Source organism: Spirillospora sp. CA-294931 (genome assembly GCF_050946795.1).
GTDB lineage: Bacteria > Actinomycetota > Actinomycetes > Streptosporangiales > Streptosporangiaceae > Spirillospora.
Genome location: NZ_CP192006.1, coordinates 1,290,328 through 1,312,945, shown reverse-complemented (window position 1 = coordinate 1,312,945; position 22,618 = coordinate 1,290,328). Strand labels below are relative to the sequence as shown.

The following is a 22,618-nucleotide window of genomic DNA, read 5'->3' as shown; positions in this document are numbered from 1 at the left end:
CCCCGGACGGTGCGGGACGTGGCCGAGGCCGAGGCCGTCGACGTGTACGCGGCGATCTGCAACATCGACGTCTACACGACGCTCACCGTCGAGCGTTCCTGGACTCCCGATCGGGTCAAGCGCTGGTGGGGGGAGGCTCTGGCCCGCGAGTGATGTCCAGATACGTGGGTTAGTGGTCCTTGTGGACATCCGGACGGGGCCACAAGACTCGCCGACATGAGAAACGTCGTCGTGGCGGTCGACCACGGTGTGGTGCTTCTGGACGTGGCGGGGCCGATGCAGGTCCTGCACGGGGCGGGCGGTTACCGGATCCGTCTCGCGTCGGCCGACGGGCGGCCGGTGCGGACGGATGTGGGCGTGACCCTGGAGGCCGAGCTGGCCTTGGACGAGGCCGGTCCCCCGCTCGACACGCTGGTGGTGCCGGGGTATCCGCCGCTGGCGGGCGAGTCCCCGTCGGGTGCCTTTGTGGAGCAGGTGCGCGGGGCCGCCGCGCGGGCGCGGCGGGTGGCGTCGGTGTGTACGGGGGCCTTTGTGGTGGCGGAGGCGGGGCTGCTTGACGGGCGCCGCGCGACTACGCACTGGGCCGTCTGTGAAGAGCTGGCCGCGCACTTTCCCCGGGTGGAGGTGGAGCCTGACGCCATTTTCGTCCGGGACGGGCCGGTGCTGACCTCGGCGGGGGTCGCCGCCGGGATCGACCTGGCGCTGACCCTGGTCGAGGACGACCACGGCCCGGACGCCGCCAGGACGGTCGCCAAGCACCTGGTCGTGTTCCTTCAACGTCCGGGCGGGCAGTCGCAGTTCAGCGTCCGGGCCGCCGCCGCTCCCAGAAACCCCGCGCTGCGGCGGCTCCTCGACACGGTCGCCGCCGAACCGGCCGGACGGCACACGCTCGCCACGATGGCGGAACGGGCGGCGGTCAGCGAGCGCCATCTGAGCCGCCTGTTCCGCCGCGAGATCGGCCTCACCCCGGCCCAGTACGTCGAGCGGGTCCGGGTGGAGGCCGCGCAGGTCCTGCTGGAGTCCGGGGACGCGGGAACGGCGGCCATCGCCCGGAACTGCGGCTTCGGAACCGACGAGACGATGCGCCGCACGTTCCTGCGCGTCCTCGGTACTCCCCCGGCCGCCTACCGGCGGCGTTTCCGTACCTCCCAACGCACGCCTTTGGAGTCCTGATGAGTTCGTCCCTGCCTCGACGCGCGGTGCTCGGCGCCGGAGCCGCCTTCGCCCTCCCCGGTGGGACGGCGCACGCGTCCGACCTGTCCTTCCCCGCCACGCGCCTGACCCGGGCCGCCCTGAAGCTGCTGGACCGCACGCAGAGCCCGGCCCTGCGCAACCACAGCCTGCGCAGCTTCCTGTTCGCCAGGGCGGCCACGCCCCACCGGGACTACGACACGGAGGTCGTGTTCCTCATCTGCGCCCTGCACGACATGGGCCTCACCAAGGAGGGCAGCACCGACCACCAGCGGTTCGAGATCGACGGGGCCGACTTCGCCGCCCGGTTCCTGGAGAGCCGGGGCGTGACCGACGGCCGGGTCGACACGATCTGGGACGCCATCGCGCTGCACACCTCGGCGGGCTTCCACGACTCGCCGGTCTTCGCCCGGCGCCGGGCGCCGGAGATCCGCATCGCCCAGAGGGGCATCGGCATCGATCTCACCGGGCCGGCGCCGCTGCCGCCCGGCTACGGCGACCGCGTCAACGCCGCCCACCCCCGCCTCGGCGGGCTGCGGACCCTCACCAAGGCGATGGTCGACCAGGGCCTCAAGGACCCCCGCAAGGCGCCCGCGATGACCCTGCCCGGCGAGATCATCCACCAGCTCCACCCCGAACTCCCCTACGACTACTGGACCCTCGACAACGACTGGAACGACTGACCCGGCCCGCGGGCGTCAGTCGAGGGGTAGGCCCTGGCGGCGGGCGATGGAGGCGGCCTCGGTGCGGTTGGCGGCGCCGAGCTTGGCGAGGATGTTGCTGACGTGGACGCTGGCCGTCTTGGCGGAGATGAACAGGTGCTCGGCGATCTGGCGGTTGGAATGGCCGAGGCTGAGCCGGCGCAGGACCTCGACCTCGCGGGCGGTGAGGCCCTGGGACGGGCCGGTGCTCGACAGGCGCCGGGACAGGTCGCGGGCGGTGGCGCACAGGTCGCGGGCGCCCAGCTTGTCGGCCAGGGCCAGCGCCCGGTCGAGGAGGGCGGCGGCGCGGTCGCGGTCGCCGTGGGCGGCGTCGCACCGGGCGGCGCTGACCAGGGCCTGGGCCAGGCAGTAGGGCTGGCCGATCTCGTCCCAGCCGTCGATGACGGCGTCCCAGTCGGCGCGTTTTCCTTCGAGGCGGGCCGCCTCGGCGTCGAAGGTGCGGCGCTGCAGCTCCTGGAGCGGGCCGTAGACGGCCGTGCGGGCCGCGCGTTCCTTGAAGGGGGCCAGGTCGGACGGGCTTTCGGCGGTGCGGGCCGCGAAGATCAGCGCGGGCCAGGAGTAGCGGGAGTCGTCCGGGCGGCCGGTGCTGGAAAGGATCTCCGCGAGGACGGCCAGGGCCTTGGCGGGACGGCCGTCGGCCGTCAGCAGCTCGGCCTCGGCGCGGAGCGTCGGGTAGTACTCCTGGAGGCGGCGGTCGAACTCCCAGGCCTCCAGCCTGCGGCACTCGGCGATGCGCCGGGACGCGCCCTCGATGTCGCCGCGGGCCAGCAGGATGTGGGAGGCGAGCAGGAGCAGGCAGGTCTTGTGGTGGCGCGGCGGGTCGGACTCCAGGGCCTGCTCGATGCCGGCGAGGGCCTCGTCCCAGCGGCCCAGGGAGTACAGCGACTCGCCGTAGTTGATCGCCAGGAACGAGCCCTGGATGCGGAACAGGCCCCATTCGCGGGCCTGCTCCATGGCCCGCGACGCCACCTGGACGGCCTCGTCGTGCCGTCCGGCGCCTTCGAGGAAGTGCGAGCGGTTCACGGCCGCGCGCAGCAGCTGCTGGTCGAGCCCGTGTTCCAGGGCGATCTTCTCGCCGCGGTCCAGCAGCTCGTCGACGAGCGTCCCGTAGGAGCGTTCCTGGAGGCAGGCGAGGGTGAGCAGCGCGCTGGCCTCGGCGACGGGGTCGCCGACCTCCCGGGCCAGGGCGATCGCCTCCTGGGCCGCCGCGAACGCCTCGTCGCTGCCGAAGCCGATGAACACGTACTGGGCGAACGCGGCCAGCGCGCGGGCGCGGGCGACGGTGGGCGGCTCGGCGGGGAGCAGCCGGATGGCGGTGCGCAGGTCGTCGATCCAGTCGTCGCGCCCGGCCCTGTGCCGCATCCGGCCCCGGCGCTCGTGGATGGCCGCCCGGCGGACGGGGTCGTCGATCTCCTCCAGCGCCGCGGTGGCGAGCTTGACGCCGCGCTCGCTGTCGCCGGCCCAGTCGGCGGCGGCGACGGCGCTCTCCAGGACCCGGTCGCGCGTCTCGCCGATCACCTCGGCCGCATTCGGGACGAGGTCCCAGAGTTTCAGGACGCGTTCCCGCATACGCAGGTCTTCGGCGTACGCGGCCGCGCGGTCGGCCTCCTTGGCGGCCTTCCAGGCGCTGGTCAGCGCCTGCTCGACATGGTGCGCGGCGTACCAGTGGTGGGCCAGCTCGGCGGCGGCCCGTCCCGGCGGGACGAGCGAGGGGTCGTTTTCGAGCGCCTCGGCGTAGCGGATGTGCAGGCGGGTGTGCTCTCCCGGGAGGAGGTCTTCGTGGAGCGCCTCCCGAATGAGCGCGTGCCGGAACGCGTACCCGTCGCCGTCGACCACCAGGACGTTGCGGGCCACGGCGGGACGCAGGTCGCGCGTCAGGCCGTCCTCCCCCAGCCCGCTCACGGCGGCCAGCAGGCGGTGCCCGATGCGCCCGCCGCCCCCGCCCGCGACGCGCAGCAGCTCCTGGGTCTCCTCCGGCAGCCGCTGGACGCCCGCCAGCAGCAGGTCGCGCAGCGACTCGGGCAGCTCGGTGGCGGTGCGGCCGTCGGTCTCCATGAGCGCCTCGACGAACAGCGGGTTGCCCTCGCTGAGCGCGTAGGACCGCTCGACCTCCGCGCCCTCGGGCTCGGACCCGCGCAGCCGCTCCATCAGCTCGCTGACCTCGCGGCGCGACAGGCGGCCCAGCTCGTGGCGGCCGACCCGGTCGATCCGGTCGAGCTCGGCCAGCAGCGGACGCAGCGGATGCGAGCGGTGCAGCTCGTCCGACCGGTAGGTCACCACGATCATCAGCGACGAGACGACGCCGAGGTTGCGGACGAGGTAGGCCAGCAGATCGCGGGAGGTGCGGTCGGCCCAGTGGGCGTCCTCGATGACCAGGACGACCGTTCCGCCCGCGGCCAGCCGGTCGAGCAGGGTCAGAACGAGCTCGAACAGCCGCGCCTGGAAGTGCCCGGTGTCGTCGCCGACGGGCTCGCCGAACTCCGGCAGCAGGCGGGCCAGCTCGGCGGTGCGGCCGCCGACCAGGTCGGAGATGCCGTCCGCGCCGAATTCCCGGACGAGCTGCCGCAGCACGGCGGTGAACGGCGCATACGGGAACCCGTCCACGCCAAGCTCGACACAGCCCCCGATCAGGACGCGCACATCCTGATCACCGGCGCGACGGGTGAACTCGCTGACCAGCCGGGTCTTGCCCACCCCGGCCTCGCCCCCGATCAGGACGGCCTTCCCGAACCCGGCGCGGACCTCGCCGAAGGCGGCCAGGAGCTCGCCGAGCTCGGCTTCCCGCCCGACCAGCACCGGACTCACCACGCTGAGGCTCACCCCTCAAGAATGCCACCCGCTTCGACACTTCCGCTCCAATGTCCACAAGCCGGACACGGGCGCCGATCCGCACGCCATAATCGGGGTCCTCTATCGGGGAGGCGGGATGGCCGCGGCGCGGGTACCGGAACGGCTGAGCAGGGCGGTCCAGGTGGTCGACCCCCGCCCGGACGACCGGATCCTGGAGATCGGCGCGGGTCCGGGCGTGGCGGCGGCGCTGGTGTGCGAGCGGCTGACCGGGGACGGCCGGTTCGTCGGGATCGACCGGTCGGCGACGGCGGTGGGGCGGGCGACCGCGCGCAACGCCGGGTTCGTCGCGCGTGGCCTGGCCGACTTCCGGCAGGTCGCGCTGGGCGAGGTCGTGCCCGGCCAGGAGCGGTTCGACAAGATCTTCGCGGTGAACGTGAACGTGTTCTGGACGACCCCGGAGGGCCCCGAGTCCGGGATCGTCCGCGAGCTGCTGGCGCCGGGCGGCGTCTTCCATCTGATCTACGAGGGCCCGCCGGGGACGGCCAGATCGGCGCAGGTCGTCGAGACGGTGACGGGGGCGCTGCGCCGGGGCGGGCTGGCGGCGCACACGGGCAACAGCTCGCCGTCCATCCTGTGCGTCACCGCGACCCCGGCCGGTCCCTGACTACGCGTGCAGGTGTTCCACCAGGCGCTGGACGCGGAGCCCGGCGGCGAAGTCGGGCAGCGTGGCCTCGCCTCCCCGGACGGCGTGGGCGAACGCGGTCAGCCGCGTGTGCTCCGTCCCCCGGGGGCCGTCTAGCTCGACGGGCGTCCAGCCGGACGCGTCCGCGACCTCAAGGCGGGCGAAGCCGGTGATCCGGTACGACCGCTTGCTGCCGTAGAGCGTCCACTCGTAGGTCTCGGGCGCCGCGGCGACCTGGCCGAGGAGCCGGACGGGGACCTCGCCCGCGCGGTACAGGGCGGTGGCCTCGACCTCGTCCTCGGTGCCGTAGACCACGTCCTTGTGCTCGGGGACGAGCGGGCCGAGCAGCCGGTCGGTGAGGTAGAGGAAGTGGGAGGCGACCTCGCGCAGGAACCCGCCCTGCTCGCGGCCCGCGACCCAGCGGGCCTCGCGCTGGAACTCTCGCGGCCATTCGGGGAACAGGAACCTCATCTCGACGCCGAGCACCGTCCCGGCCTCGTCCTCGCGCAGGGCGCGGCCGACCTCGAGGGCGGCGCGGCGGTCGGACAGGGTGAAGTTCAGCGCGTTGACCGCGCCCTCGGCCGCGGCGGCGGCGACCATGCGCTCGCCCTCGGACAGGCTGACGGCCAGCGGCTTCTCGCAGAAGACCGCGAGGCCCGCCTTCATCGCGTGCAGGGCGTAGGCGGCGTGGGTGACGGGCGGCGAGCCGATGTAGACGGCGTCGAGGCCCTCGTGCCGGAGCAGTTCGTCGGGGTCCCGGGTGAAGGTGACCCCGGGGTGCCGCGTCCGCGCGCGCTCGACGGCCCCGGCACTGGGGTCGGCCCCCAGCACCACGGTGAAGTCGGGATGGGCGTCCGCCACGTCGAGCAGCTCGCTCCCCATCGCGCCCAGTCCGATGATTCCCAGCCGGATCGGCGCCTCGTTCGTCATACGTCCATGATCAAGCTCTTGATTCGACAGCACAAGCGATGCTTCCTTAATGACTGTGAAGTGAGACTGTAGAGTCGGCGGATGCTCGACGTTCACCGCCTCATCGTTCTCCGGTCGGTCGTGGAGACGGGGTCGATCCAGTCCGCCGCCTCCCACCTGGGCTACACGCCCTCGGCGATCAGCCAGCACGTCGCGTCGCTCCAGCGCGAGACCGGCACCGTCCTGGTCGAGCGGCACGGGCGGGGCATCAGGCCGACCGAGGCCGGACGGCTGCTGGCCGGGCACGCCCGGGAGATCCAAGGCAAGATCGCCGACGCCGAGACCGCGCTGGCCGACCTGCGCGCGGGCAAGGCCGGACGCCTGACCGTGCGCTACTTCGCCACCGCGGGCGCGGTGCTGCTCCCCCGGGTCGTGGGCCGGTTCGGACGGCTCTTCCCCGACGTCCGGCTGGAGCTGCGGCTGAGCAAGGGCCTGCCGGACGGCACCCGCGACCCCGCCGACGCCGAGATCATGGTGCTGCGCGACGACCGGGTCCCGCCCGGCCTGCGCGCGATCCCGCTGCTCGACGACCCCTACCTCGCCGTCCTTCCGGCCGGTCACCCGCTGGCCGGGGCCGAGTCGGTCGAGCTGGGACGGCTGGCCCGCGAGCCGTGGGTCGACAACGAGTGGCCGAGCAGCCTGTGCCGCGACACCATCATCGAGGCGTGCGGCGCGGCGGGCTTCAGCCCCGACTTCGTCGTCGAGGGCCACGACTACGCCACCGCCGTGGCGTTCGTGGCCGCCGGGCTCGGGGTGACGCTGGTGCCCCGGCTCGCGCTGGAGACCGTCCCGTCGCACGGCGTGGTCCGGCTCCCGGTGACCAGGCCCACGCCGACGCGGTCGGTGTTCGCCGTGGTCAAGGAGGCGGGCCATGGCCACCCGGCGCTGACGGCCTTCCTCGACCTGCTCCGCGAGGCCATCGACGACGTTCACCCATCGTCCTCGGCGGGCAGGAACGGGTAGGCGCGCAGGGCCCTCGGCGGGACGGCGAACGTGGCGCGGCTGCGCACCTCGATGAAGGCGTTGATGCCGTTGTTGCGCCGGGTGCCGATCTCCGCGTGGTGCTCGCGGGCGTCGGCGGCGTTCATCACCGCGCGGGTGGCGTTGAAGTCGCCCATCGTCCGCTGGAGCGAGACGAAGTGGGTGCCGGGGGCGCCGTCGTCGAGCGTGGCGAAGTCGCGGCGGTTGATGCGGGGCCGCCCGTTGAGCCGGGCCCGGCCGGTGGCCTGGGCGTGCCCCACCCGCCCGTGCGCGGCGGCCATGGCCCGCAACCGGTCGGCGTCGCTCCCGGCGTCCTCGACGAGCCGCTGCGCCTCCTCGTGCGTGACCCCGGGGCCGTACATCTGGGCGGCGCGGGTGTCGTCGTCCTGCTCGTACCAGCTGTCCAGGTCGAGCCCGATCCGGCTGACGTGCATCGTGGTGCCCCCGGCGAGCGGGCCGTCCTGGACGGTGATCTCGTCCTCGGACGCCTGGTTGCCGCGCAGGCCCGAGTGGAACCCGAGCATCAGCGGCGCCCGTCCCGGCACCGAATGGCCCGGCAGCCGGTCGGCGGGCAGGCCGCTCCCGGCGAACCCCGTGCGGACCTCGCGCACCCGCAGCCGTCCCCCGGGAGGAAAGAGCTCGTCGGCGAGGACGGCGAGACGCTCCTCGTCATCGGAGGCCAGGTGCAAACACGCGTCGACATCCTCCAGCCGGGGGTTCTCCCAGCGCGCCATGGGAACGGGACGGGCGACGGGAGAACGGACTCCCGTGTGCCGCACGAACCACCCGGGCCCCCACCCGAGGCAGGTGAGGACCCCGTCGGGCCCATACGGGAAGCGTTCTTCGAGGTCGCGCAGCGTGCGCTCCAGCCGCTTGGCGTCCGCGGCGGTGGGGGCGCCGGCGACGTCGAGCATCAGCAGGCGGTGGAAGCGGGGCCCGAGGGGGCGGCCCTCCTCGTCCTCGCGGAAGGTGTCCTCCCAGGCGTGCTGGGCGGCGGGCAGGGTCTTCATCTGACCGGTTCTCCCTGTCGTAGGCGGCCGAAGGCGGTGGACCAGTCGGCGGGCGGCGAACCCGGTTCGTTGAACAGGGCGAAGGTCGTCCCGCGCGCGGCGGGGTCCTCGACGGCCGCGACGATCACGGTGGCCAGATCGGCGCGGGAGACCATCCCGTCGGTGCGCGGGTCCTGGGTGAGCGTGATCGCGTGCGATCCGGGCGGGTCGTCGGTCAGCCAGGTCGGCCGGACGACCGTCCAGGGCAGACCGGACGAGCGCAGCTCCGCCTCCGCCGCGATCCGGGCGGGCAGCAGCGCGCCCTCGACGCGGTTGAGCGGATGCGCCATCCCGTGCCCGACGGCGAACGAGCTCACCAGGATCAGGTGCAGGCCGGGCGCGACGTCCGCGGCCTCGGCGAGCAGATGGCTGACCGCCCCGTGGGCGTGGCGCCGGGCGTCGCCCCGTTTGGGGACGAGCACCGCGGCGTCCGCGTCGGCGAGCACGGTGCGCACCCGCTGCCCGTCCCCCAGGTCGCCCAGGCGCCGGACATCGTGGCCGCGCTCCGCGGCGATGTCACCGACGAGCGAGGCCGTGGACCCGGAGAACCGCGACCCGGCGACGACGAGGCTCCGGGGAGGGAACGAGGGCTTCATGGGCCCGAACGTAGGCGGCGGGATCGCCCGGAGGGAAAGACCCGGTCGCTCTCGACTCAGAGGCGGAGCCTATGAATCGGCTTCCTATAGTGGACCGATGATCCCCGAGGTGCGGCTGCTCCGCTACTTCCTGGCGGTCGCGGAGGAATCCAACTTCACCCGAGCCGCCGCGCGCCTGCACATCGCGCAGCCCGCGCTGAGCGCGCAGATCCGGCAGCTGGAAACGCAGCTCGGGGTGCGGCTGCTCGAACGCACCACCCGCCGGGTGACGCTCACCGAGGCCGGGCGGGTGCTCCAGGAGCGCGGGCCCGCCGCGCTGGCCGGGTTCGAGGAGGTCTGGGACGCCGCGCGCCGGGCGGGCCGCGGCGAGCTGGGCCGGCTGCGGATCGCCTACAGCGCGAGCACGGGCTGGGGCACCGTCCCCCGGCTGGTCGAGGCCATGGGTGAGGCGCATCCCGATCTCGACGTGGCCGCCGAGATGATGGGCACGCCCGCCGTCACCGATGCCGTCCTGTCCGGCCGGGCCGACCTCGGCATCGCCCGGACGCCCGAGCCCACCGGCGGGGTGCGGCTGCGGACCGTCCGCTCGGAGCGGCAGGGAATCCTGGTGTCGGCCGAGCACCCCCTCGCCGGACGCGCGGTCGCCGAGACCGCCGATCTGGCCGCCTACCCGGTGACCATGCACCCGCGCGAGGCCAACCCGGCCCACTACGACCAGCTGGTCGCGCTGTTCGAGCGGGCGGGCGTCCGGCCGCGCCTGGTCGAGCGGACCGTCGCCTTCGACCCCAGCCAGCGGCCCCTGCGCGACGCGCGCAGCATCGGCATCGTGGGCGAGGAGTCGGCCGAGGGGATCGCAGACTGGCTGCGCTGGGTGCCGCTGGCCGACCCGGCGCGGCTGCTCGTCCGGCTGGTGCTGCCCGCCGCGTCGCCCTCCCCGGCCGCCGAGCGCTTCGAGGCGGTCGCCCTGGCCACCGCCCGCGCGGAGGGCTGGCTCGACGAAGGATCGGCCGGTCGCTCCGTATCATGAAGGAGAGGAGGTCACCATGCGACGCAGCGCGGCCGAGACCCGCGAGCATGTGCTCCAGGTCGCCCACGAGCTGTTCTACTGGAACGGCATCCGGGCGACCGGGGTCGACACCATCGCCGCCGAGGCCGGGGTGACGCCCACGACCCTCTACCGCCAGTTCCCTTCCAAGGACGACCTGATCGCGGCCTACGTCGAGCGCGCGAACGAGCTGTGCCAGTCCTGGTTCGGCCAGGTGATGGCCGACGAGACGCTCGCGCCCCGCGAGAAGATCCTCGCGATCTTCGACGCCCATGCCGAGCAGCTGCGTCCCGGGGGCTTCCGGGGCTGCGCGAACATGATGACGCTGGCGGAGTTCCCCGACTCGACGCTGCCCGCCCACCGGTACGCGGTCAAGGGCAAGGACTGGCTGCGCGACCGCCTGGGCGAGCTGACCGGAGACCTGGGCGTGCCCGACGCCCCGGCGCTCGCCGACCGGCTGTACCTGGTGATGGAGGGCGCGAAGACGGCCACCATGGCACTGGGCGCCGAGGGGCCGGCCGCGCAGGCCCGCGCGCTGGTCGAGCTGATCCTCGACGACGCGCTCAGGCGGACTTGACGATCCCCCCGTCCACCAGCAGGTCGGCGCCGGTGATGTTGTTCGGGGCGGCGGCGAACACGATCAGCCGGGCGACCTCCTCGGGGGTGCTGAGGCGTCCCGTGCTGGCGCCCATGCGCTCCTTCAGCTGCTCGACGAGCCCCTCGTGGGTGAGGCCCTGCTCCCGGGCCACGCGCGCGATGAACCCGTCGGGGTCGGTCCACACCCCGGTGCTGACCGGTCCGGGCGACACGGTGACGGCCCGGACGCCCCGGTCGCCGTACTGCTCGGCGACGACCTTGGTGAGCGCGTTGAGCGCCGCCTTGGCGACGTTGTAGTCGATCGGTCCGCCGCCGACCAGCCGGGCGCCGATGGACGAGACGTTGACGATCGTCCCCCGGCGCTCGACCAGGCTGGGCAGCACGGCGCGGCTGAGCCGCAGCGCGCTGAAGAAGTGCAGGTCCAGGCTGTGCCGCCAGGCGTCGTCCGGCAGGTCGAGCAGGGAGGTCACGGCCCCTTGCACCATGTCCTCGGTGTCGCCGACGCCCACGTTGTTGATCAGCAGGTCGATGCCGCCCAGCTCCCGCAGCGCCCGGTCGGCCAGCTCGGCCGTCCCCTCGGCCGTGGAGAGGTCGACCGCCACATGGGTCGCGCCGGTCTCCTTCAGCTCCGGAGTGGGCCTGCGAGACGCCGCCACCACGCGCACCCCCTCCTCGATCAGCAGCCGCACGACGGCGAGCCCGATGCCCTTGCTCCCACCGGTGACGACGGCGGTCTTCCCTGAAAGCTGTAGATCCACAAGGTCTCCCAAGAACTCGAAGCGAATGATAGGGAACGTTCACTATCTTCGCCTCACGCTAGTACGCCCCGCCATCCCGCCACAAGATCGGGATTTGACCTCAAGGGAGATTGAGGTCCTAACGTCCGTTCTATGACGATTCTCGTGACCGGAGCGACCGGCAATGTCGGCCGCCACCTCGTGAAGGAACTGACGAACGCGGGCCACCGAGTGCGCGCCCTGACCCGGGACCCGGCGAGCGCGCCGCCCCTGGACGGAGTGGAGTTCGTGAGCGGCGACCTCACCCGGCCCGAGACCCTGGAGCGCGCCCTCGACGGCGCGACCGGGCTGCACCTGATCACCGCGGGCGAGACGGGGACGCTCACGACCGGACCCGACATCGCCCGGCTGGCCGAGAAGGCCGGGGTGCGGCGCGTGACCGTGTTGTGGGGCGGCGAGCGCGGGCCCGTCGAGGAGGCCGTCCAGGACGGCGGGCTGGACTGGACGCTGCTCGAACCGACCGAGTTCATGTCGAACGCGCTCGCGTGGGCCGAGGCGATCCGCACCGAAGGGGTCGTCCGCGAGCCGTTCGCCGAGACCCGCAACGCGATGGTGCACGAGGGCGACATCGCCCGCGTCGCGGCCGCCGCGCTCACCTCGCCGGGCCACGCGGGCCGGGCGTACGTGATCAGCGGGCCCGAGGCGCTGACCGTCCCGGACAAGATCGGTGTCCTGTCCGCCGCGCTCGGCCGGGAGATCGAGTACGTCGAGCTCACCGAGGAGCAGGCCCGCGAGCGGATGCGCGCGGCCGGCCACTCCGAGGACATGGTCGACTTCGTCGTCGGCTGGCACGCCGATCCGCCCCCGATGGGCTACACCGTCACCTCAACGGTCGAGGACGTGACCGGCCGTCCCGCGCGCTCCTTCGCCGAGTGGGCGAAGGAGCACGCGGCGCGCTTCGCCTAGGGGACCACGCTGGGGCCGTAGTGGCGGATCAGGTCGGGCTCGGTGTAGCGGCGGCAGCCCCGGTGCCAGGCCAGGATGCCCGACATCCAGTTCTGGAGCTCGGTGACGTAACCGGCGAGGGTCTCGCGGACCTCGGGGCTCAGCCCGTGGTCGTCGTACAGGATCGGCAGCTCGTGCGCGACCACGTGCTCGAACTGCCGCATGCGCGAGGTCATCAGGTCGTTGACGATGTGCAGCGCGACCGGGTAGTCGCAGCCGAAGAACGTGCGCACCACCAGGATCGCGTTGTGCACCTCGCCCTCGAACTCGATCTCCTTCTGGTAGGAGAAGACGTCGTTGAGCAGGCAGGCGTAGTCGGCGGCCGAGTTCTCCAGCGACCGCATGGGCCCGCTCTGGTAGATCTCGTCCGGGACGCCCTGCCCGTGCGAGATCCGGCAGAGCGCCATCGTGAGGTCGGAGCCGAAGGTCGCGCGGCGCATCTCGACGTAGTCGACCGGGTCGGGGACGCGGTTCTGGGCCTGGTTGACCAGCTCCCAGATCCACGAGTCGAGCATGACCTCGATCGCGGCGCGGAACCGGCGCCTGGCCTCGACCGGCAGCGGGGACGCGGTGCGGCCCCACAGGTCGGCCAGCGAGCGTTCCAGCGCGCTGGACGGGACGACCGGCGACGGCGCGTCGACCGCCATCAGCGCGCGGAGCCGCTCGTTGGTCAGCCGCGCCCCGGCCAGGTCGCGGGAGCGGCCGAAGACGGCCGGGTAGAGGTCGTCGGCGTAGGTCCCCCAGGCCAGCCACTGCGAGGACAGGTCGAGCTCGTCGGGTGAGGCGTCGGGGTGCAGACCCTGGGCGCAGAGCGGGAGGTCGTAGTCGACGAGCTTCTCCTCGTCCCAGACGTCGGAGCCCGGGACGCCCGGCTGCGGCAGCAGTATCCCCATCCGATGCGCCCACTCGACGACGTTGGCGCGCGCGCTTTCGAGGTGAGGGCTGCTCTTGGCCTCGAATGGCATGTAGATGTCGGGCACCCGGGAGGGCCCGGTCTTGTGGGGCGTGTGCGCGTAGTTCCGCAGGCGGCTCACGCCCAGCATCGTGGTGATGTCGACCGCCGAGGTGCCGGGCCCGCTCGGCAGGATGGCCCGCCGGGACGAGCCCGCCCGCTTGTTCATGTACCGGCTCGACCGCATATGCCACTCGTGGCCGCCCGACTGCCAGTCCTGAAGGCCCTTGACGTAGGCCAGCACCCGGGCGCATTCGACGGGGTCGAGGCCCTTCTCGGCGAACATCGGGCCGAGCTCGGTCAGCGCCGTGTGCTCGAACTGCTGCAACCGCGAGGTCAGCAGGTCGTTGACGGCGTCGGCCGCCTCCTGCGTGGTGCAGCCGAAGAACGTCTCCAGGACCAGGACGCCGTTGCTCAGCTCGCCCTCGTCCTCGACCTCGCGCTGGTAGGAGAACAGGTCGTTGCGCAGGTGGACGGCGTCGGCGAAGGCGTCGCGCAGCACCGCCATGGGGCGCGTCGCGGCGGCCGCGGCCGGGATCTCGGCCTGCGCCGCGTGCTCGACCAGGCAGGCCGACCAGGGCGCGCCGCCGACCCGGCGGCGCATCTCGATGTACTCCACCGGGTTGGGCACCCGGTGCTCGTTGATGTTGGACAGTTCCCAGAGCGACTCGTTCAGCAGGTGCTCGGTGTGCTCGGCGAACCGGGCCCGCCAGCCGGCCGTCATGGCCGGGACGGTGCGCGCCCACAGGTCGGCCAGGCCCGCCTCGACCGGGTTGGTGGGCTCGGGGACCTCGTCGTCGAGGTTCATGGGCGTGAACAGCGGGAGGCGGGCCAGGTAGGCCCGGCCCGCCTCGCGGTCGTGGGTGCGCTTGAACGTCTCCAGGAAGTGGTCGTCGAAGAAGAAGACCCACACGTACCAGTCGGTGATCAGGTTGAGCTCGGTCGCGTCGCAGTCGGGGTGCGTGTAACCGCACAGGAGCGCGTAGTCGTGGGAGTCGAGGTCGTGCTGCTCCCAGATGCCCGAGCCCTCCAGCATCTCCATGTCGCGGGCCCATTGCCCGCTGTGCCTGCGCGCCTCCTCGACGTGGGGGTTCAGCCGCGCCGGATACGACATGTAGAAGTCGGGCAGCTCGAACGGCTGCTCCGCGGTCGCTCCGGTCTCCTCGGCGGGCTCCTGGGCGGGCTCGCCCGGCGGCTCGGGCGGCTCGGGCGGCGGGGCGGCCAGCCGTTCGACGAGACGGGCGGCGGAGGTGCCGAGCCCGGTCGGCCCCGAGGGCGGGGAAGGCGGCTTCACCTGGGTCGAAGGCACGTCGGTCGCAACGGACTTGATCACGCTCATTACGCGGAACACCCCAGCCGTGTCGGTTCGCCATCAGCCTCGCCCTCAGTATCGGCACGTCCCACGCGTCCCAACGCCGCTTGATCGGTCACACTCCGCTCACAGCTCATCACGCAAGCGTCACCGCGAAGTGATTGTCGCGCCGAGCCACCACAATGGACCGATGGCCAAACGTCGCCCCGCGTCCCCGCCGCCCTGCCCCTGCGGGCTGCCTTCGTCCTACCGGGACTGCTGCGGGCGCGTCCATCGCGGGCAGGCCGCCGCGTCCACGGCCGAGCAGCTGATGCGCTCGCGGTTCAGCGCCTTCGTCAAGCAGGACGCCGGCTACCTGCTCAGGAGCTGGCACCCGGCGACCCGTCCCCCGGTGGTCGGCTTCGAGCGGGGCCTGCGCTGGCGCGACCTGGAGATCGTCGCCACGACCGGCGGCAGCCCCTTCCACACCGAGGGGACGGTGGAGTTCCGCGCCCGCTACATCCAGGACGGGCGGGACGGCGAGCTCCACGAGCTCAGCTCCTTCGTCCGTCACGAGGGCGCCTGGGTCTACCTCAAGGGCACCACGCCCTAGACCCGGCGAATTTCCCCCCTCATGTCACAAATCGGGGGGCCGAACGCGTCTCATGCCCGGGGAACCACCTTGGGGAGGAGACACGTGGACGCGGGATCCCGTTCGCCGGACGGCTTCGACATGACGATGCTCTACGCCGCCTACCGGGCCTTCCGGCGTGATCTGGCCCGGCTGGCCGCCACCGGCCCCGGACGCGACCTGTTCGCCGCCGACGGCTGGGCCGCCTTCAAGCGCCGCCTGGCGTTCCAGAACGAGGCCGAGGGACGGTTCCTCTGGCGGGTCGCGCCGTCCCGGCTCGCCGGCGACCCGCCGCGGCTGGCCGCGCTGGCCGAGCTCGAACTGGGCGAGGTCAGGCTGATCTCCCGCATGGACGCCGTCGACGCGGCCCTGGCCTACGGCGACGAGCGCGCGCTCGCCCGCCACTCGCGCGAGTTCGCCGCCGCGTTCCACCACCACCTCGACCTCAAGGAGGCCGTGGCGCTGCCGCTGCTGCCGTACGCGCTCAGCCCCTACGAGTGGGCCGCGTTCGAGATCGAGAGCCGCCGGCTCCTGGGCCGCAGGGGGCTGGCCGACTACCTGCCCTGGCTGCTGGACGGGGCGCCGCGCACGACCGAGGCGGCCGTGATGCGGCTGCTGCCGCCGCCCGTCCGGCTGCTGTACCGGGCGAGCTGGCGGTCCCGCTACCGGCGCCGTCCGATGGCCGCGGTGTGAGGCCCGACACAGCCGGTGCCCGGATGTCACAGTTCCGCGGCCCGCCGAGTCTTCATGACCGAAAGATCGTCGAAGGGACACCACCGATGGCAGGGCCACAGGAGCAGCCGGAGGACGCGGCACCGGAGCTGGCGGCGTTCGGTGAGCACAGGAGTCTGCTGTTCACCATCGCCTACGACATGCTCGGCAGCGTCGCCGACGCCGAGGACGTCGTCCAGGAGACCTGGCTGCGCTGGGCGGCCGTCGACCACGACGGCGTCCGCAACCACCGCGCCTACATGGTGCGCATCACCACTCATCTGGCGATGGAGAGGATCCGGCGGGCGCGCGGCGACCGCGAACGCTACATCGGCCCGTGGCTCCCCGAGCCGCTGTGGACCGATCCCGACCCCACCGAGGAGCTGGACCGCGAGGACGACGTCTCGCTGGGGCTGCTGGTCGTCCTGGAGACCCTGACCCCGCTGGAACGCGCGGCGTTCGTCCTGCGGGAGGCGTTCGCGTTCGACCACGGCGAGATCGCCCAGATCCTGGACCGCTCGCCCGTCGCCGTCCGCCAGCTGACCCACCGGGCCCGCCAGCACGTCGAGGCCCGCCGACCGCGCTTCGAGGTCGACCCGGCCACCGCCCGCGACGCGGCCGAGCGGTTCGTCAACGCCTCGCTCGGCGGCAGCATCTCCGCGCTGGTGCGGGTGCTGGCGCCCGACGTGACGCTCTGGACCGACGGCGGCGGCAAGGTCCGCGCGGCGCTGCGCCCCGTCCACGGCGCCGAGAAGGTCTCCCGCCTCCTGTCCCGGGTGGCGCCGCCCCTCGCCGATTTCCGCGCGGAGTGGGCGCAGATCGGCGGGACGTGCCAGGTGCTGTTCACCGACGAGCACGGGCGCGCCCATCTGTTCCTGTCGCTGGAGACCGACGGGCACGGCCGCGAGATCCGCCAGATCTACGGCGTGTTCAACCCCGACAAGCTCGCACACCTGGTGCCGCCCGCACCCGACGAACAAGGAGGGATCGATGTCGTCCCGTCCCGGTAGGCCACAACCCGGCGCCCTGGCCGCCACCGGCCGCGCCGTCGACGACCGGTTCGGCGGCACGTCCTGGGCCAAGAAGGCTGCGCGCAAGGCGTTCCCTGACCACTGGGGCTTCCTGCTCGGCGAGATCGCGATGTACTCGTTCGTGGTCATCCTGCTGACCGGGGTGTTCCTGACGCTGTTCTTCAAGCCGAGCATGACCGAGGTCGTCTACGACGGCTCCTACACCAAGCTCCGCGGCGTCGAGATGAGCGAGGCGTACGCCTCCACGCTGGAGATCAGCTTCGACGTGCGCGGCGGGCTGCTGGTCCGGCAGATCCACCACTGGGCGACGTTGATCTTCATGGCGTCGATCGTCGTGCACATGCTGCGCAACTTCTTCACCGGCGCGTTCCGCAAGCCCCGCGAGCTCAACTGGGTGCTCGGGATCATCATGTTCATGCTGGTGATGCTGAACGGCCTGTTCGGCTACTCGCTGCCCGACGACCTGCTGTCGGGCACCGGCATCCGCATCCTGGAGGGCGTGCTGGCCGCGATCCCGCTCGTCGGGACGTACCTGGTGATGTTCCTGTTCGGCGGCGAGTACCCCGGGGACGACATCATCCCGCGCCTCTACATCATCCACGTCCTGCTGATCCCGGGAATCCTTGCCGCGATGATCCCGGTGCACGCGGTGATGCTCACCTGGCGCCAGACCCACACGCAGTACCCGGGGAAGGGCAGTTCCCAGCGGTCGGTCAAGGGCGTCCCGTTCTTCCCCGTCTTCATCGGCAAGACGACCGCGCTGTTCCTGTGGGTGATCGGGGTGACGACGCTGCTGGCGGCGTTCATCCAGATCAACCCGGTGTGGCTGTTCGGGCCCTACGACCCGGGCGCGATCAGCGCGGGCTCCCAGCCCGACTGGTACATGGGCTGGCTGGAGGGCGCCCTGCGGATCATGCCCGGCTGGGAGTTCTCGGCGTTCGGGCACACGCTCTCGCTGAACGTGGCGGTTCCGGCGCTGGTCGTCCCGGGTCTGCTGTTCACCGGGCTCGGCGTCTATCCGTGGCTGGAACGCTGGGTCACCGGCGACCACCAGATCCACCACCTGCTCGACCGCCCGCGCGACGTGCCCGCCCGGACGGGCATCGGCATGGCGGGCGTGACGTTCTACGGGCTGCTGTGGCTGGCGGGCGGCAACGACATCGTGGCCCAGCGCTTCGAGGTGGACCTGTTCGCGACGACGTGGTTCTTCCGCGTCGCCATCATCCTCGGCCCCGTGCTGGCCTACGTGATCGCCTACCGCATGTGCCTGGGGCTCCAGCGCCGCGACCGCGCCCTGGCCGATCACGGGCTGGAGACCGGCATCATCCGCCGCCTGCCGTCCGGCAAGTACGTCGAGGTCGAGCGGCCCCTGCCCGAGGAGCAGATCGCCAGGATCACCGACCCGCGTCCCGCCCCGGCCGCCGTGCTCGGCGGGCCCGAGGTGAACGACGTCGAGAACCCGCGGACGCGCACGATGCTGGGCCGGGCGCGGGTCGCGCTCAACCGCCGCTTCCGGACGGGCCTGGCCGAGGTCCCCACCGGCACCGCCGCCGTCGAGGCTCCCGAGGAGGAACGGACTACTCACGGGAACCGATGACGCCCGGCGGGACGGGCGGCGAGCGCACGGCGGGCCGGAAGACGACCGCCCCTCCGGTCCGCGCGCTCGCCGCCTCGGACCATCGAGGAAGGTCAGCGGCCGAACGGCCGGAGAGCGGGACGATTTCCGTACCGTCCCGGATCGGAACGTTCCTTACCCGGTCGAGGCCGAAGCGGGCTCGCGCGTCTCGCCGATGGTCAGCAGGTGCCGCACCAGCGCGGTGAGCACCCGCTTGGCCGAGTCGCGGCGCCGCGCGTCGCAGAAGACCACCGGGGTGGTCTCGGCGAGGTCCATCGCCTCGCGGATCTCGCCCGGCAGGTAGTCGTACCCGTCGTCGAAGCAGTTCACCGCCACCACGAACGGCAGGCCCCGGCTCTCGAAGTAGTCCACGGCCGGGAAGCAGTCGTCCAGCCGCCGGGTGTCGGCCATGACGACCGCGCCGAGCGCCCCCAGCGACAGCTCGTCCCACATGAACCAGAAGCGGTCCTGGCCCGGGGTGCCGAACAGGTAGAGGATCAGGTCCTCGCGGATCGTGATGCGCCCGAAGTCCATGGCGACCGTCGTGGTCGTCTTGCGCTCCACGCCGCCGAGGTCGTCGACGCCGACGCTGCGCTCGGACAGCACCTCCTCCGTCCGCAGCGGCTCGATCTCGCTGACCGAGCCGACGAAGGTGGTCTTGCCGACCCCGAACCCGCCCGCCACGAGGATCTTGATGCCGAACGGCATCGCGTCGGCGGGGTCGTCAGAGCGCTTCGAGTCCATGCAGCACCTCCCTGAGCAGGCCCTGGTTCACGTGGCCGCTGCCGGCCCCCGGCCTCCTGACCGTCACGAGCCCGTGGCCGAGCAGGTCGCCGAGCAGCACCCGCACCACCACCAGCGGCAGCCCGAGCCGTCCGGCGATCTCGGCGACGGACTGCGGCCTGCCGCACAGCTCCAGGATCGCCAGATGCTCGGGTCCGAGCTCGGGCATGAGCTCCGGAGCGGTGGGGACGGCCGCGATGATCGCGATCATCTCCAGTTCCTCGCCCCGAGTCGAGGGACGCGCCCGTCCCCGGGTGAGGGCGTAGGACCGGACGACGGGCCCCGCGTCCTCGTCCAGCCACTCGTTGCCGGGACGGCTCATGTCTCCTCGTCGGCCGAGGCGGCCGCCTCCGAGCGGCCGCGTCGCGTCCCCTGCTGGATCGACGACATCATCCGGCGCAGTTCCTCGGGCGAGCGCCCCTGCCGGGCGCCGTCGGCCTCGGTGGGGGCGCCCAGGGGCACCTCGCGTGCGGCCCGCTTCTCGCGTTCCTCTCGATGCAGCTGCGGAGCCAGGTTCGCCTGCCGGACGCGCTTGGGCAGCGCGGGCCGCTCCTTGCGCGCGGCCGGGGCCGCTTCCGGCGCCGGAGCAGGCGCGGGCGCGGGCGCAGGCGCGGGTGCGGGGAGGGCCTCACCCGGGAACACGATCCCGGTTTCCGGAACGGCCTCCTCGGGCGCAGCGCTCTGCGTACCCGGGTGCGGCGTCCACTCGTCGGCAGGCTCCGCCTCGGCGTCATTGGTCGCGCCAGGGTCGCCGGCCTCCGCGGAAACGAAGCCGGGCAGGGGCCCGGTCGTCGGCGCGCCGGTCGCGAACGTGGGGGGTGGTGTGGGGACTGGAGGGAGGGCGGGGTCCATGGCTGGATCCTCCTCGGCCGGGGCGGGCCGTTCCCAGCTGATGTTCTCGGGGACGGGGTTGTCCTGGCCGCTCGGAGGGTCGAACGGCCCGGGATCGGAACGGGGGGCGGGCGGCTCGGGCGGAGCCGGGCGCCACGGCGTTTCGGCGGACTGCTGGTAGCGGGGGCCCGGCTCGGGAAGGCGGACCACCGAGGCGTCGCGGGCGGGCGGGACGGGCTCGCCGGAGGCGCCCGCGTGGATCAGCGTCTCCTGCGAGCGGCGCGGCGAGATCAGGTCGTCGGCGTCGCCCCGCACGACCAGCGCCTCGGGAAGCAGGACGATCGCGCTCATCCCGCCGAACGGCGACGTGCGCAGCGTGACCTGGACGCCGTGGCGCTGCGCCAGGCGCCCGACCACGAACAGGCCGAGCCGGTCGGAGTTGGTCAGGTCGAACTCCGGCGGGTCGGCCAGCCGGGCGTTGGCTTCGGCCAGGCTCGGGCCGTCCATCGACAGGCCGCGGTCCTCGATCTCGATGGTGAAGCCGCGGGCGACGAGCTGGCCCGTCACCTGGACGGTGGTGTGCGGCGGCGAGAACGAGGTCGCGTTCTCGATCAGCTCGGCGAGCAGGTGGATGAGGTCGGCCACGGCCATTCCGGTGACGGCCGCCTGCGGCATGGGCGCGACCGTCACGCGGGTGTAGTCCTCGACCTCCGAGGCGGCGGCGCGCGCGACGTCGATCACCGCGACCGGGTTGCGCCAGCCCCGGCCCGGCGCCTGGCCGGACAGGATGATCAGGCCCTCGGCATGGCGGCGCATGCGGGTGGCCAGGTGGTCGACGCGGAAGAGGTCCTCCAGGTCGTCGGGCTCGCTGATCCGGCGTTCCATCTCGTCCAGCAGGCCCAGTTGGCGGTGCAGCAGGGTCTGGCTGCGGCGGGCGAGGTTCACGAACACCTCGCTGATGCCGCGGCGCAGCGCGGCCTCGTCGACCGCGCCCGCGATCGCGGTCCGCCTGGCGGCGTTGAACGCCTGGCCGACCTGGTCGATCTCGCGGGTTCCGAAGGCCAGCGGCGGCACCTCGGCCAGCACGTCGACCTCCTCGCCCCGGCGCAGCCGCTGGATGACGCGCGGCAGCCGGGTGTCGGCCAGGTCGAGCGCCTCGCGCTTGAGCTCGTTGAGGTCGCGGATGATCGAGCGGGCGGACCAGATCGCCAGCACGATCGAGACGAGCACGGCGACCAGCCCGAGCGCACCGGCGAGGATCAGCCGGGTGATGATGCCGTTGGAGATCGGCTCGGCGCGCCGCTCGGACGCCTCGCCGAGCGCCAGCTCGACGCCGCGCAGCCGGGTGAGGCTGGAGTCGGCGGTGACCCGCCACAGCCCGGCGGTCTCGTCGGCGGGCGACGCCTTGGGCAGCCGCGTCATCTGGACGAAGCGGTCCTCCAGCGAGCGGAGCCGTCCGAACTCGGGCGAGTTGATGATCCGCAGCAGGTAGGAGCGGTCTTCGGGGCGCAGCTCGGGCTCGGCCAGCGCGAACAGCGAGCGCTGGGTGCCCACGAGCTTGATGAACTCGGCGTGCTCGGTGCGGCTCATCCGGCCGGTGGCCAGCGCGCCGGTGATCAGCGCGTCCTCCTGGGCGAGCGCCTCGCGGGCGCGGGCGAGCGAGACCTGGTTGCGGGCGTCCCTGGCGACCTCGGGGTTGCTCAGCGTGGACAGCGACCCCTGGAGGGTCCCGATGCGCGCGATCAGCGCGGTGTAGTCGGCGAACGCCTGGCTGCGGATGGTGCGGCCGTCGTCGACGGTCGCGCGGCGTCCGGCCAGGTTGTTGAGCCCGGCCACGACCTCGTCGGCCAGGCGGCGGGTCTGGGCGGGGGCGGCGTCCCTGGCCTCCTTGTGCCCGGACAGGTCGCGGAACAGCGCGGCCTGGCGGTCGGTGACCAGCCGTCCGGACTCCATCGCCGCGCGGTCGGACGCCGAGCCGCTGCCGAGGTAGACCAGGGTGAGGCGGCGCTCGGTCTGGAGCGCGCCGCCGACGGCGCCCGACGGGTACTCGTAGTGCTCCTGGATGGCCTTCACCTTGCGCAGGTTCAGGCCCTCGCCGAGGGTGACCCAGGCCGAGAAGGCCCACAAAATGCTGAGGGAGATCAGGGAGACCAGGACCAGCAGGACGACCTTGAAGCGGACGGTCCGGAACGGACCGGTCCTTGGACCGGTCCGGCGACGGCCGATCCGCGGTCCCGTGCGGCGGTCCCTTGAACGCACTGTCTCCTGGGCTCTCCGTTAGGCGGCGATCACCGATCGCAGATGAGGGTACAGCGAACGCGGCGGTTTGTGCGTGGTGCACCGAAAGAGATAGATCCTTACCTGTTCGCCCTGCATGCCCGACTGTGGGGCCCCTAGAATCCGCGACCG

General features: G+C 72.8%; 21 protein-coding genes. 12 read left to right on the top strand and 9 right to left on the bottom strand.

Features of this window, described 5'->3' with window-relative positions; all coding sequences use genetic code 11:
* Positions 1-18 precede the first annotated feature (18 nt).
* The 3 genes from ACQPY4_RS06215 (at position 19) to ACQPY4_RS06205 (ending at position 1,874) form a co-directional block, all read left to right on the top strand.
* Positions 19-153 (top strand): hypothetical protein, encoded by a 135-nt coding sequence (locus tag ACQPY4_RS06215; RefSeq protein ID WP_433333345.1) that lies wholly within the window; start codon positions 19-21, stop codon positions 151-153.
* Positions 154-216: 63 nt separating this feature from the next.
* Positions 217-1,173 carry a GlxA family transcriptional regulator gene (locus ACQPY4_RS06210; RefSeq protein WP_433333343.1) on the top strand — a complete coding sequence of 319 codons (957 nt, stop codon included), beginning with the start codon at positions 217-219 and terminating at the stop codon, positions 1,171-1,173.
* Positions 1,173-1,874, top strand: a complete 702-nt coding sequence (locus ACQPY4_RS06205; protein ID WP_433333341.1) for an HD domain-containing protein — start codon at positions 1,173-1,175, stop codon at positions 1,872-1,874. Before ACQPY4_RS06210 ends, ACQPY4_RS06205 begins: the two co-directional genes overlap by 1 nt.
* Before the next feature lie 15 nt (positions 1,875-1,889).
* On the opposite strand, the gene ACQPY4_RS06200 is transcribed toward ACQPY4_RS06205, so the two are convergent.
* Positions 1,890-4,733, bottom strand: coding sequence for a helix-turn-helix transcriptional regulator (locus tag ACQPY4_RS06200; RefSeq protein WP_433333339.1), 2,844 nt, complete (start codon positions 4,731-4,733; stop codon positions 1,890-1,892).
* A 106-nt stretch (positions 4,734-4,839) separates the two neighbouring features.
* Here ACQPY4_RS06200 and ACQPY4_RS06195 point away from each other — a divergent pair, with 106 nt between their 5' ends.
* Complete coding sequence (locus ACQPY4_RS06195) at positions 4,840-5,367, top strand: SAM-dependent methyltransferase (RefSeq protein ID WP_433333337.1); 528 nt, start codon at positions 4,840-4,842, stop codon at positions 5,365-5,367.
* Here the strand turns inward: ACQPY4_RS06195 and ACQPY4_RS06190 are convergent, their stop codons facing one another.
* Complete coding sequence (locus tag ACQPY4_RS06190; RefSeq protein WP_433333335.1) at positions 5,368-6,315, bottom strand: Gfo/Idh/MocA family protein; 948 nt, start codon at positions 6,313-6,315, stop codon at positions 5,368-5,370.
* 81 nt (positions 6,316-6,396) lie between these two features.
* Between ACQPY4_RS06190 and ACQPY4_RS06185 the strand changes: the two genes are divergently transcribed.
* Positions 6,397-7,317: a LysR family transcriptional regulator gene (locus ACQPY4_RS06185; protein ID WP_433333333.1), complete on the top strand. Its 921-nt coding sequence runs from the start codon at positions 6,397-6,399 to the stop codon at positions 7,315-7,317.
* Here ACQPY4_RS06185 and ACQPY4_RS06180 read toward each other — a convergent pair.
* Both ACQPY4_RS06180 and ACQPY4_RS06175 read right to left on the bottom strand, forming a co-directional pair.
* On the bottom strand, positions 7,284-8,345 hold the full coding sequence (locus ACQPY4_RS06180; protein ID WP_433333331.1) for a DUF7405 family protein: 1,062 nt from the start codon (positions 8,343-8,345) through the stop codon (positions 7,284-7,286). The two genes, ACQPY4_RS06185 and ACQPY4_RS06180, sit on opposite strands and share 34 nt — an antisense overlap.
* Positions 8,342-8,980: an NAD(P)-binding oxidoreductase gene (locus ACQPY4_RS06175; protein ID WP_433333329.1), complete on the bottom strand. Its 639-nt coding sequence runs from the start codon at positions 8,978-8,980 to the stop codon at positions 8,342-8,344. Before ACQPY4_RS06175 ends, ACQPY4_RS06180 begins: the two co-directional genes overlap by 4 nt.
* Positions 8,981-9,077: 97 nt before the next feature.
* On the opposite strand from ACQPY4_RS06175, the gene ACQPY4_RS06170 reads away from it, so the two are divergent.
* Both ACQPY4_RS06170 and ACQPY4_RS06165 read left to right on the top strand, forming a co-directional pair.
* Complete coding sequence (locus ACQPY4_RS06170; protein ID WP_433333327.1) at positions 9,078-10,007, top strand: LysR family transcriptional regulator; 930 nt, start codon at positions 9,078-9,080, stop codon at positions 10,005-10,007.
* A 16-nt stretch (positions 10,008-10,023) separates the two neighbouring features.
* Positions 10,024-10,602, top strand: coding sequence for a TetR/AcrR family transcriptional regulator (locus ACQPY4_RS06165; protein ID WP_433333325.1), 579 nt, complete (start codon positions 10,024-10,026; stop codon positions 10,600-10,602).
* Here ACQPY4_RS06165 and ACQPY4_RS06160 read toward each other — a convergent pair.
* Positions 10,589-11,380: an SDR family oxidoreductase gene (locus ACQPY4_RS06160; RefSeq protein WP_433333323.1), complete on the bottom strand. Its 792-nt coding sequence runs from the start codon at positions 11,378-11,380 to the stop codon at positions 10,589-10,591. The two genes, ACQPY4_RS06165 and ACQPY4_RS06160, sit on opposite strands and share 14 nt — an antisense overlap.
* A 132-nt stretch (positions 11,381-11,512) precedes the next feature.
* On the opposite strand from ACQPY4_RS06160, the gene ACQPY4_RS06155 reads away from it, so the two are divergent.
* A complete protein-coding gene (locus ACQPY4_RS06155; protein WP_433333321.1) occupies positions 11,513-12,325 on the top strand; it encodes an NAD(P)H-binding protein in 813 nt (270 codons plus the stop codon).
* Here the strand turns inward: ACQPY4_RS06155 and ACQPY4_RS06150 are convergent.
* The gene (locus tag ACQPY4_RS06150) at positions 12,322-14,649 is read right to left on the bottom strand and encodes a terpene synthase family protein (protein ID WP_433333319.1); all 2,328 of its coding nucleotides are present in this window, start codon (positions 14,647-14,649) and stop codon (positions 12,322-12,324) included. The genes ACQPY4_RS06155 and ACQPY4_RS06150 overlap by 4 nt on opposite strands.
* Before the next feature lie 169 nt (positions 14,650-14,818).
* Between ACQPY4_RS06150 and ACQPY4_RS06145 the strand changes: the two genes are divergently transcribed.
* The 4 genes from ACQPY4_RS06145 to qcrB all read left to right on the top strand — a co-directional run bounded on the left by ACQPY4_RS06145 (position 14,819) and on the right by qcrB (position 18,577).
* Positions 14,819-15,220 carry a YchJ family protein gene (locus ACQPY4_RS06145; RefSeq protein ID WP_433333317.1) on the top strand — a complete coding sequence of 134 codons (402 nt, stop codon included), beginning with the start codon at positions 14,819-14,821 and terminating at the stop codon, positions 15,218-15,220.
* Between the two features lie 84 nt (positions 15,221-15,304).
* Positions 15,305-15,931 carry a hypothetical protein gene (locus ACQPY4_RS06140; protein WP_433333315.1) on the top strand — a complete coding sequence of 209 codons (627 nt, stop codon included), beginning with the start codon at positions 15,305-15,307 and terminating at the stop codon, positions 15,929-15,931.
* Positions 15,932-16,017: 86 nt separating this feature from the next.
* Positions 16,018-16,959 (top strand): RNA polymerase sigma factor SigJ, encoded by a 942-nt coding sequence (gene sigJ / locus ACQPY4_RS06135; RefSeq protein ID WP_433333313.1) that lies wholly within the window; start codon positions 16,018-16,020, stop codon positions 16,957-16,959.
* Positions 16,940-18,577 carry a cytochrome bc1 complex cytochrome b subunit gene (gene qcrB, locus ACQPY4_RS06130; RefSeq protein ID WP_433333311.1) on the top strand — a complete coding sequence of 546 codons (1,638 nt, stop codon included), beginning with the start codon at positions 16,940-16,942 and terminating at the stop codon, positions 18,575-18,577. The genes sigJ and qcrB overlap by 20 nt, the downstream gene beginning before the upstream one ends.
* A gap of 153 nt (positions 18,578-18,730) precedes the next feature.
* Here qcrB and ACQPY4_RS06125 read toward each other — a convergent pair whose 3' ends face one another.
* The 3 genes from ACQPY4_RS06125 to ACQPY4_RS06115 are packed head-to-tail and all read right to left on the bottom strand — an operon-like array spanning position 18,731 to position 22,468.
* Positions 18,731-19,339 carry a GTP-binding protein gene (locus ACQPY4_RS06125; protein WP_433333309.1) on the bottom strand — a complete coding sequence of 203 codons (609 nt, stop codon included), beginning with the start codon at positions 19,337-19,339 and terminating at the stop codon, positions 18,731-18,733.
* Positions 19,320-19,700: a DUF742 domain-containing protein gene (locus ACQPY4_RS06120; RefSeq protein ID WP_433333307.1), complete on the bottom strand. Its 381-nt coding sequence runs from the start codon at positions 19,698-19,700 to the stop codon at positions 19,320-19,322. The genes ACQPY4_RS06125 and ACQPY4_RS06120 overlap by 20 nt, the downstream gene beginning before the upstream one ends.
* The gene (locus tag ACQPY4_RS06115) at positions 19,697-22,468 is read right to left on the bottom strand and encodes a sensor histidine kinase (RefSeq protein WP_433333305.1); all 2,772 of its coding nucleotides are present in this window, start codon (positions 22,466-22,468) and stop codon (positions 19,697-19,699) included. Before ACQPY4_RS06115 ends, ACQPY4_RS06120 begins: the two co-directional genes overlap by 4 nt.
* Between the last annotated feature and the right edge of the window lie 150 nt (positions 22,469-22,618).

Coding starts and splice junctions, on each gene's coding strand:
- ACQPY4_RS06185 (WP_433333333.1), top strand. CDS start 6,397: ATGCTCGACGTTCACCGCCTCATCGTTCTCCGGTCGGTCGTGGAGACG.
- ACQPY4_RS06180 (WP_433333331.1), bottom strand. CDS start 8,345: ATGAAGACCCTGCCCGCCGCCCAGCACGCCTGGGAGGACACCTTCCGC.
- ACQPY4_RS06145 (WP_433333317.1), top strand. CDS start 14,819: ATGGCCAAACGTCGCCCCGCGTCCCCGCCGCCCTGCCCCTGCGGGCTG.
- ACQPY4_RS06170 (WP_433333327.1), top strand. CDS start 9,078: ATGATCCCCGAGGTGCGGCTGCTCCGCTACTTCCTGGCGGTCGCGGAG.
- ACQPY4_RS06210 (WP_433333343.1), top strand. CDS start 217: ATGAGAAACGTCGTCGTGGCGGTCGACCACGGTGTGGTGCTTCTGGAC.
- qcrB (WP_433333311.1), top strand. CDS start 16,940: ATGTCGTCCCGTCCCGGTAGGCCACAACCCGGCGCCCTGGCCGCCACC.
- ACQPY4_RS06205 (WP_433333341.1), top strand. CDS start 1,173: ATGAGTTCGTCCCTGCCTCGACGCGCGGTGCTCGGCGCCGGAGCCGCC.
- ACQPY4_RS06125 (WP_433333309.1), bottom strand. CDS start 19,339: ATGGACTCGAAGCGCTCTGACGACCCCGCCGACGCGATGCCGTTCGGC.
- sigJ (WP_433333313.1), top strand. CDS start 16,018: ATGGCAGGGCCACAGGAGCAGCCGGAGGACGCGGCACCGGAGCTGGCG.
- ACQPY4_RS06195 (WP_433333337.1), top strand. CDS start 4,840: ATGGCCGCGGCGCGGGTACCGGAACGGCTGAGCAGGGCGGTCCAGGTG.
- ACQPY4_RS06190 (WP_433333335.1), bottom strand. CDS start 6,315: ATGACGAACGAGGCGCCGATCCGGCTGGGAATCATCGGACTGGGCGCG.
- ACQPY4_RS06155 (WP_433333321.1), top strand. CDS start 11,513: ATGACGATTCTCGTGACCGGAGCGACCGGCAATGTCGGCCGCCACCTC.
- ACQPY4_RS06165 (WP_433333325.1), top strand. CDS start 10,024: ATGCGACGCAGCGCGGCCGAGACCCGCGAGCATGTGCTCCAGGTCGCC.
- ACQPY4_RS06175 (WP_433333329.1), bottom strand. CDS start 8,980: ATGAAGCCCTCGTTCCCTCCCCGGAGCCTCGTCGTCGCCGGGTCGCGG.
- ACQPY4_RS06120 (WP_433333307.1), bottom strand. CDS start 19,700: ATGAGCCGTCCCGGCAACGAGTGGCTGGACGAGGACGCGGGGCCCGTC.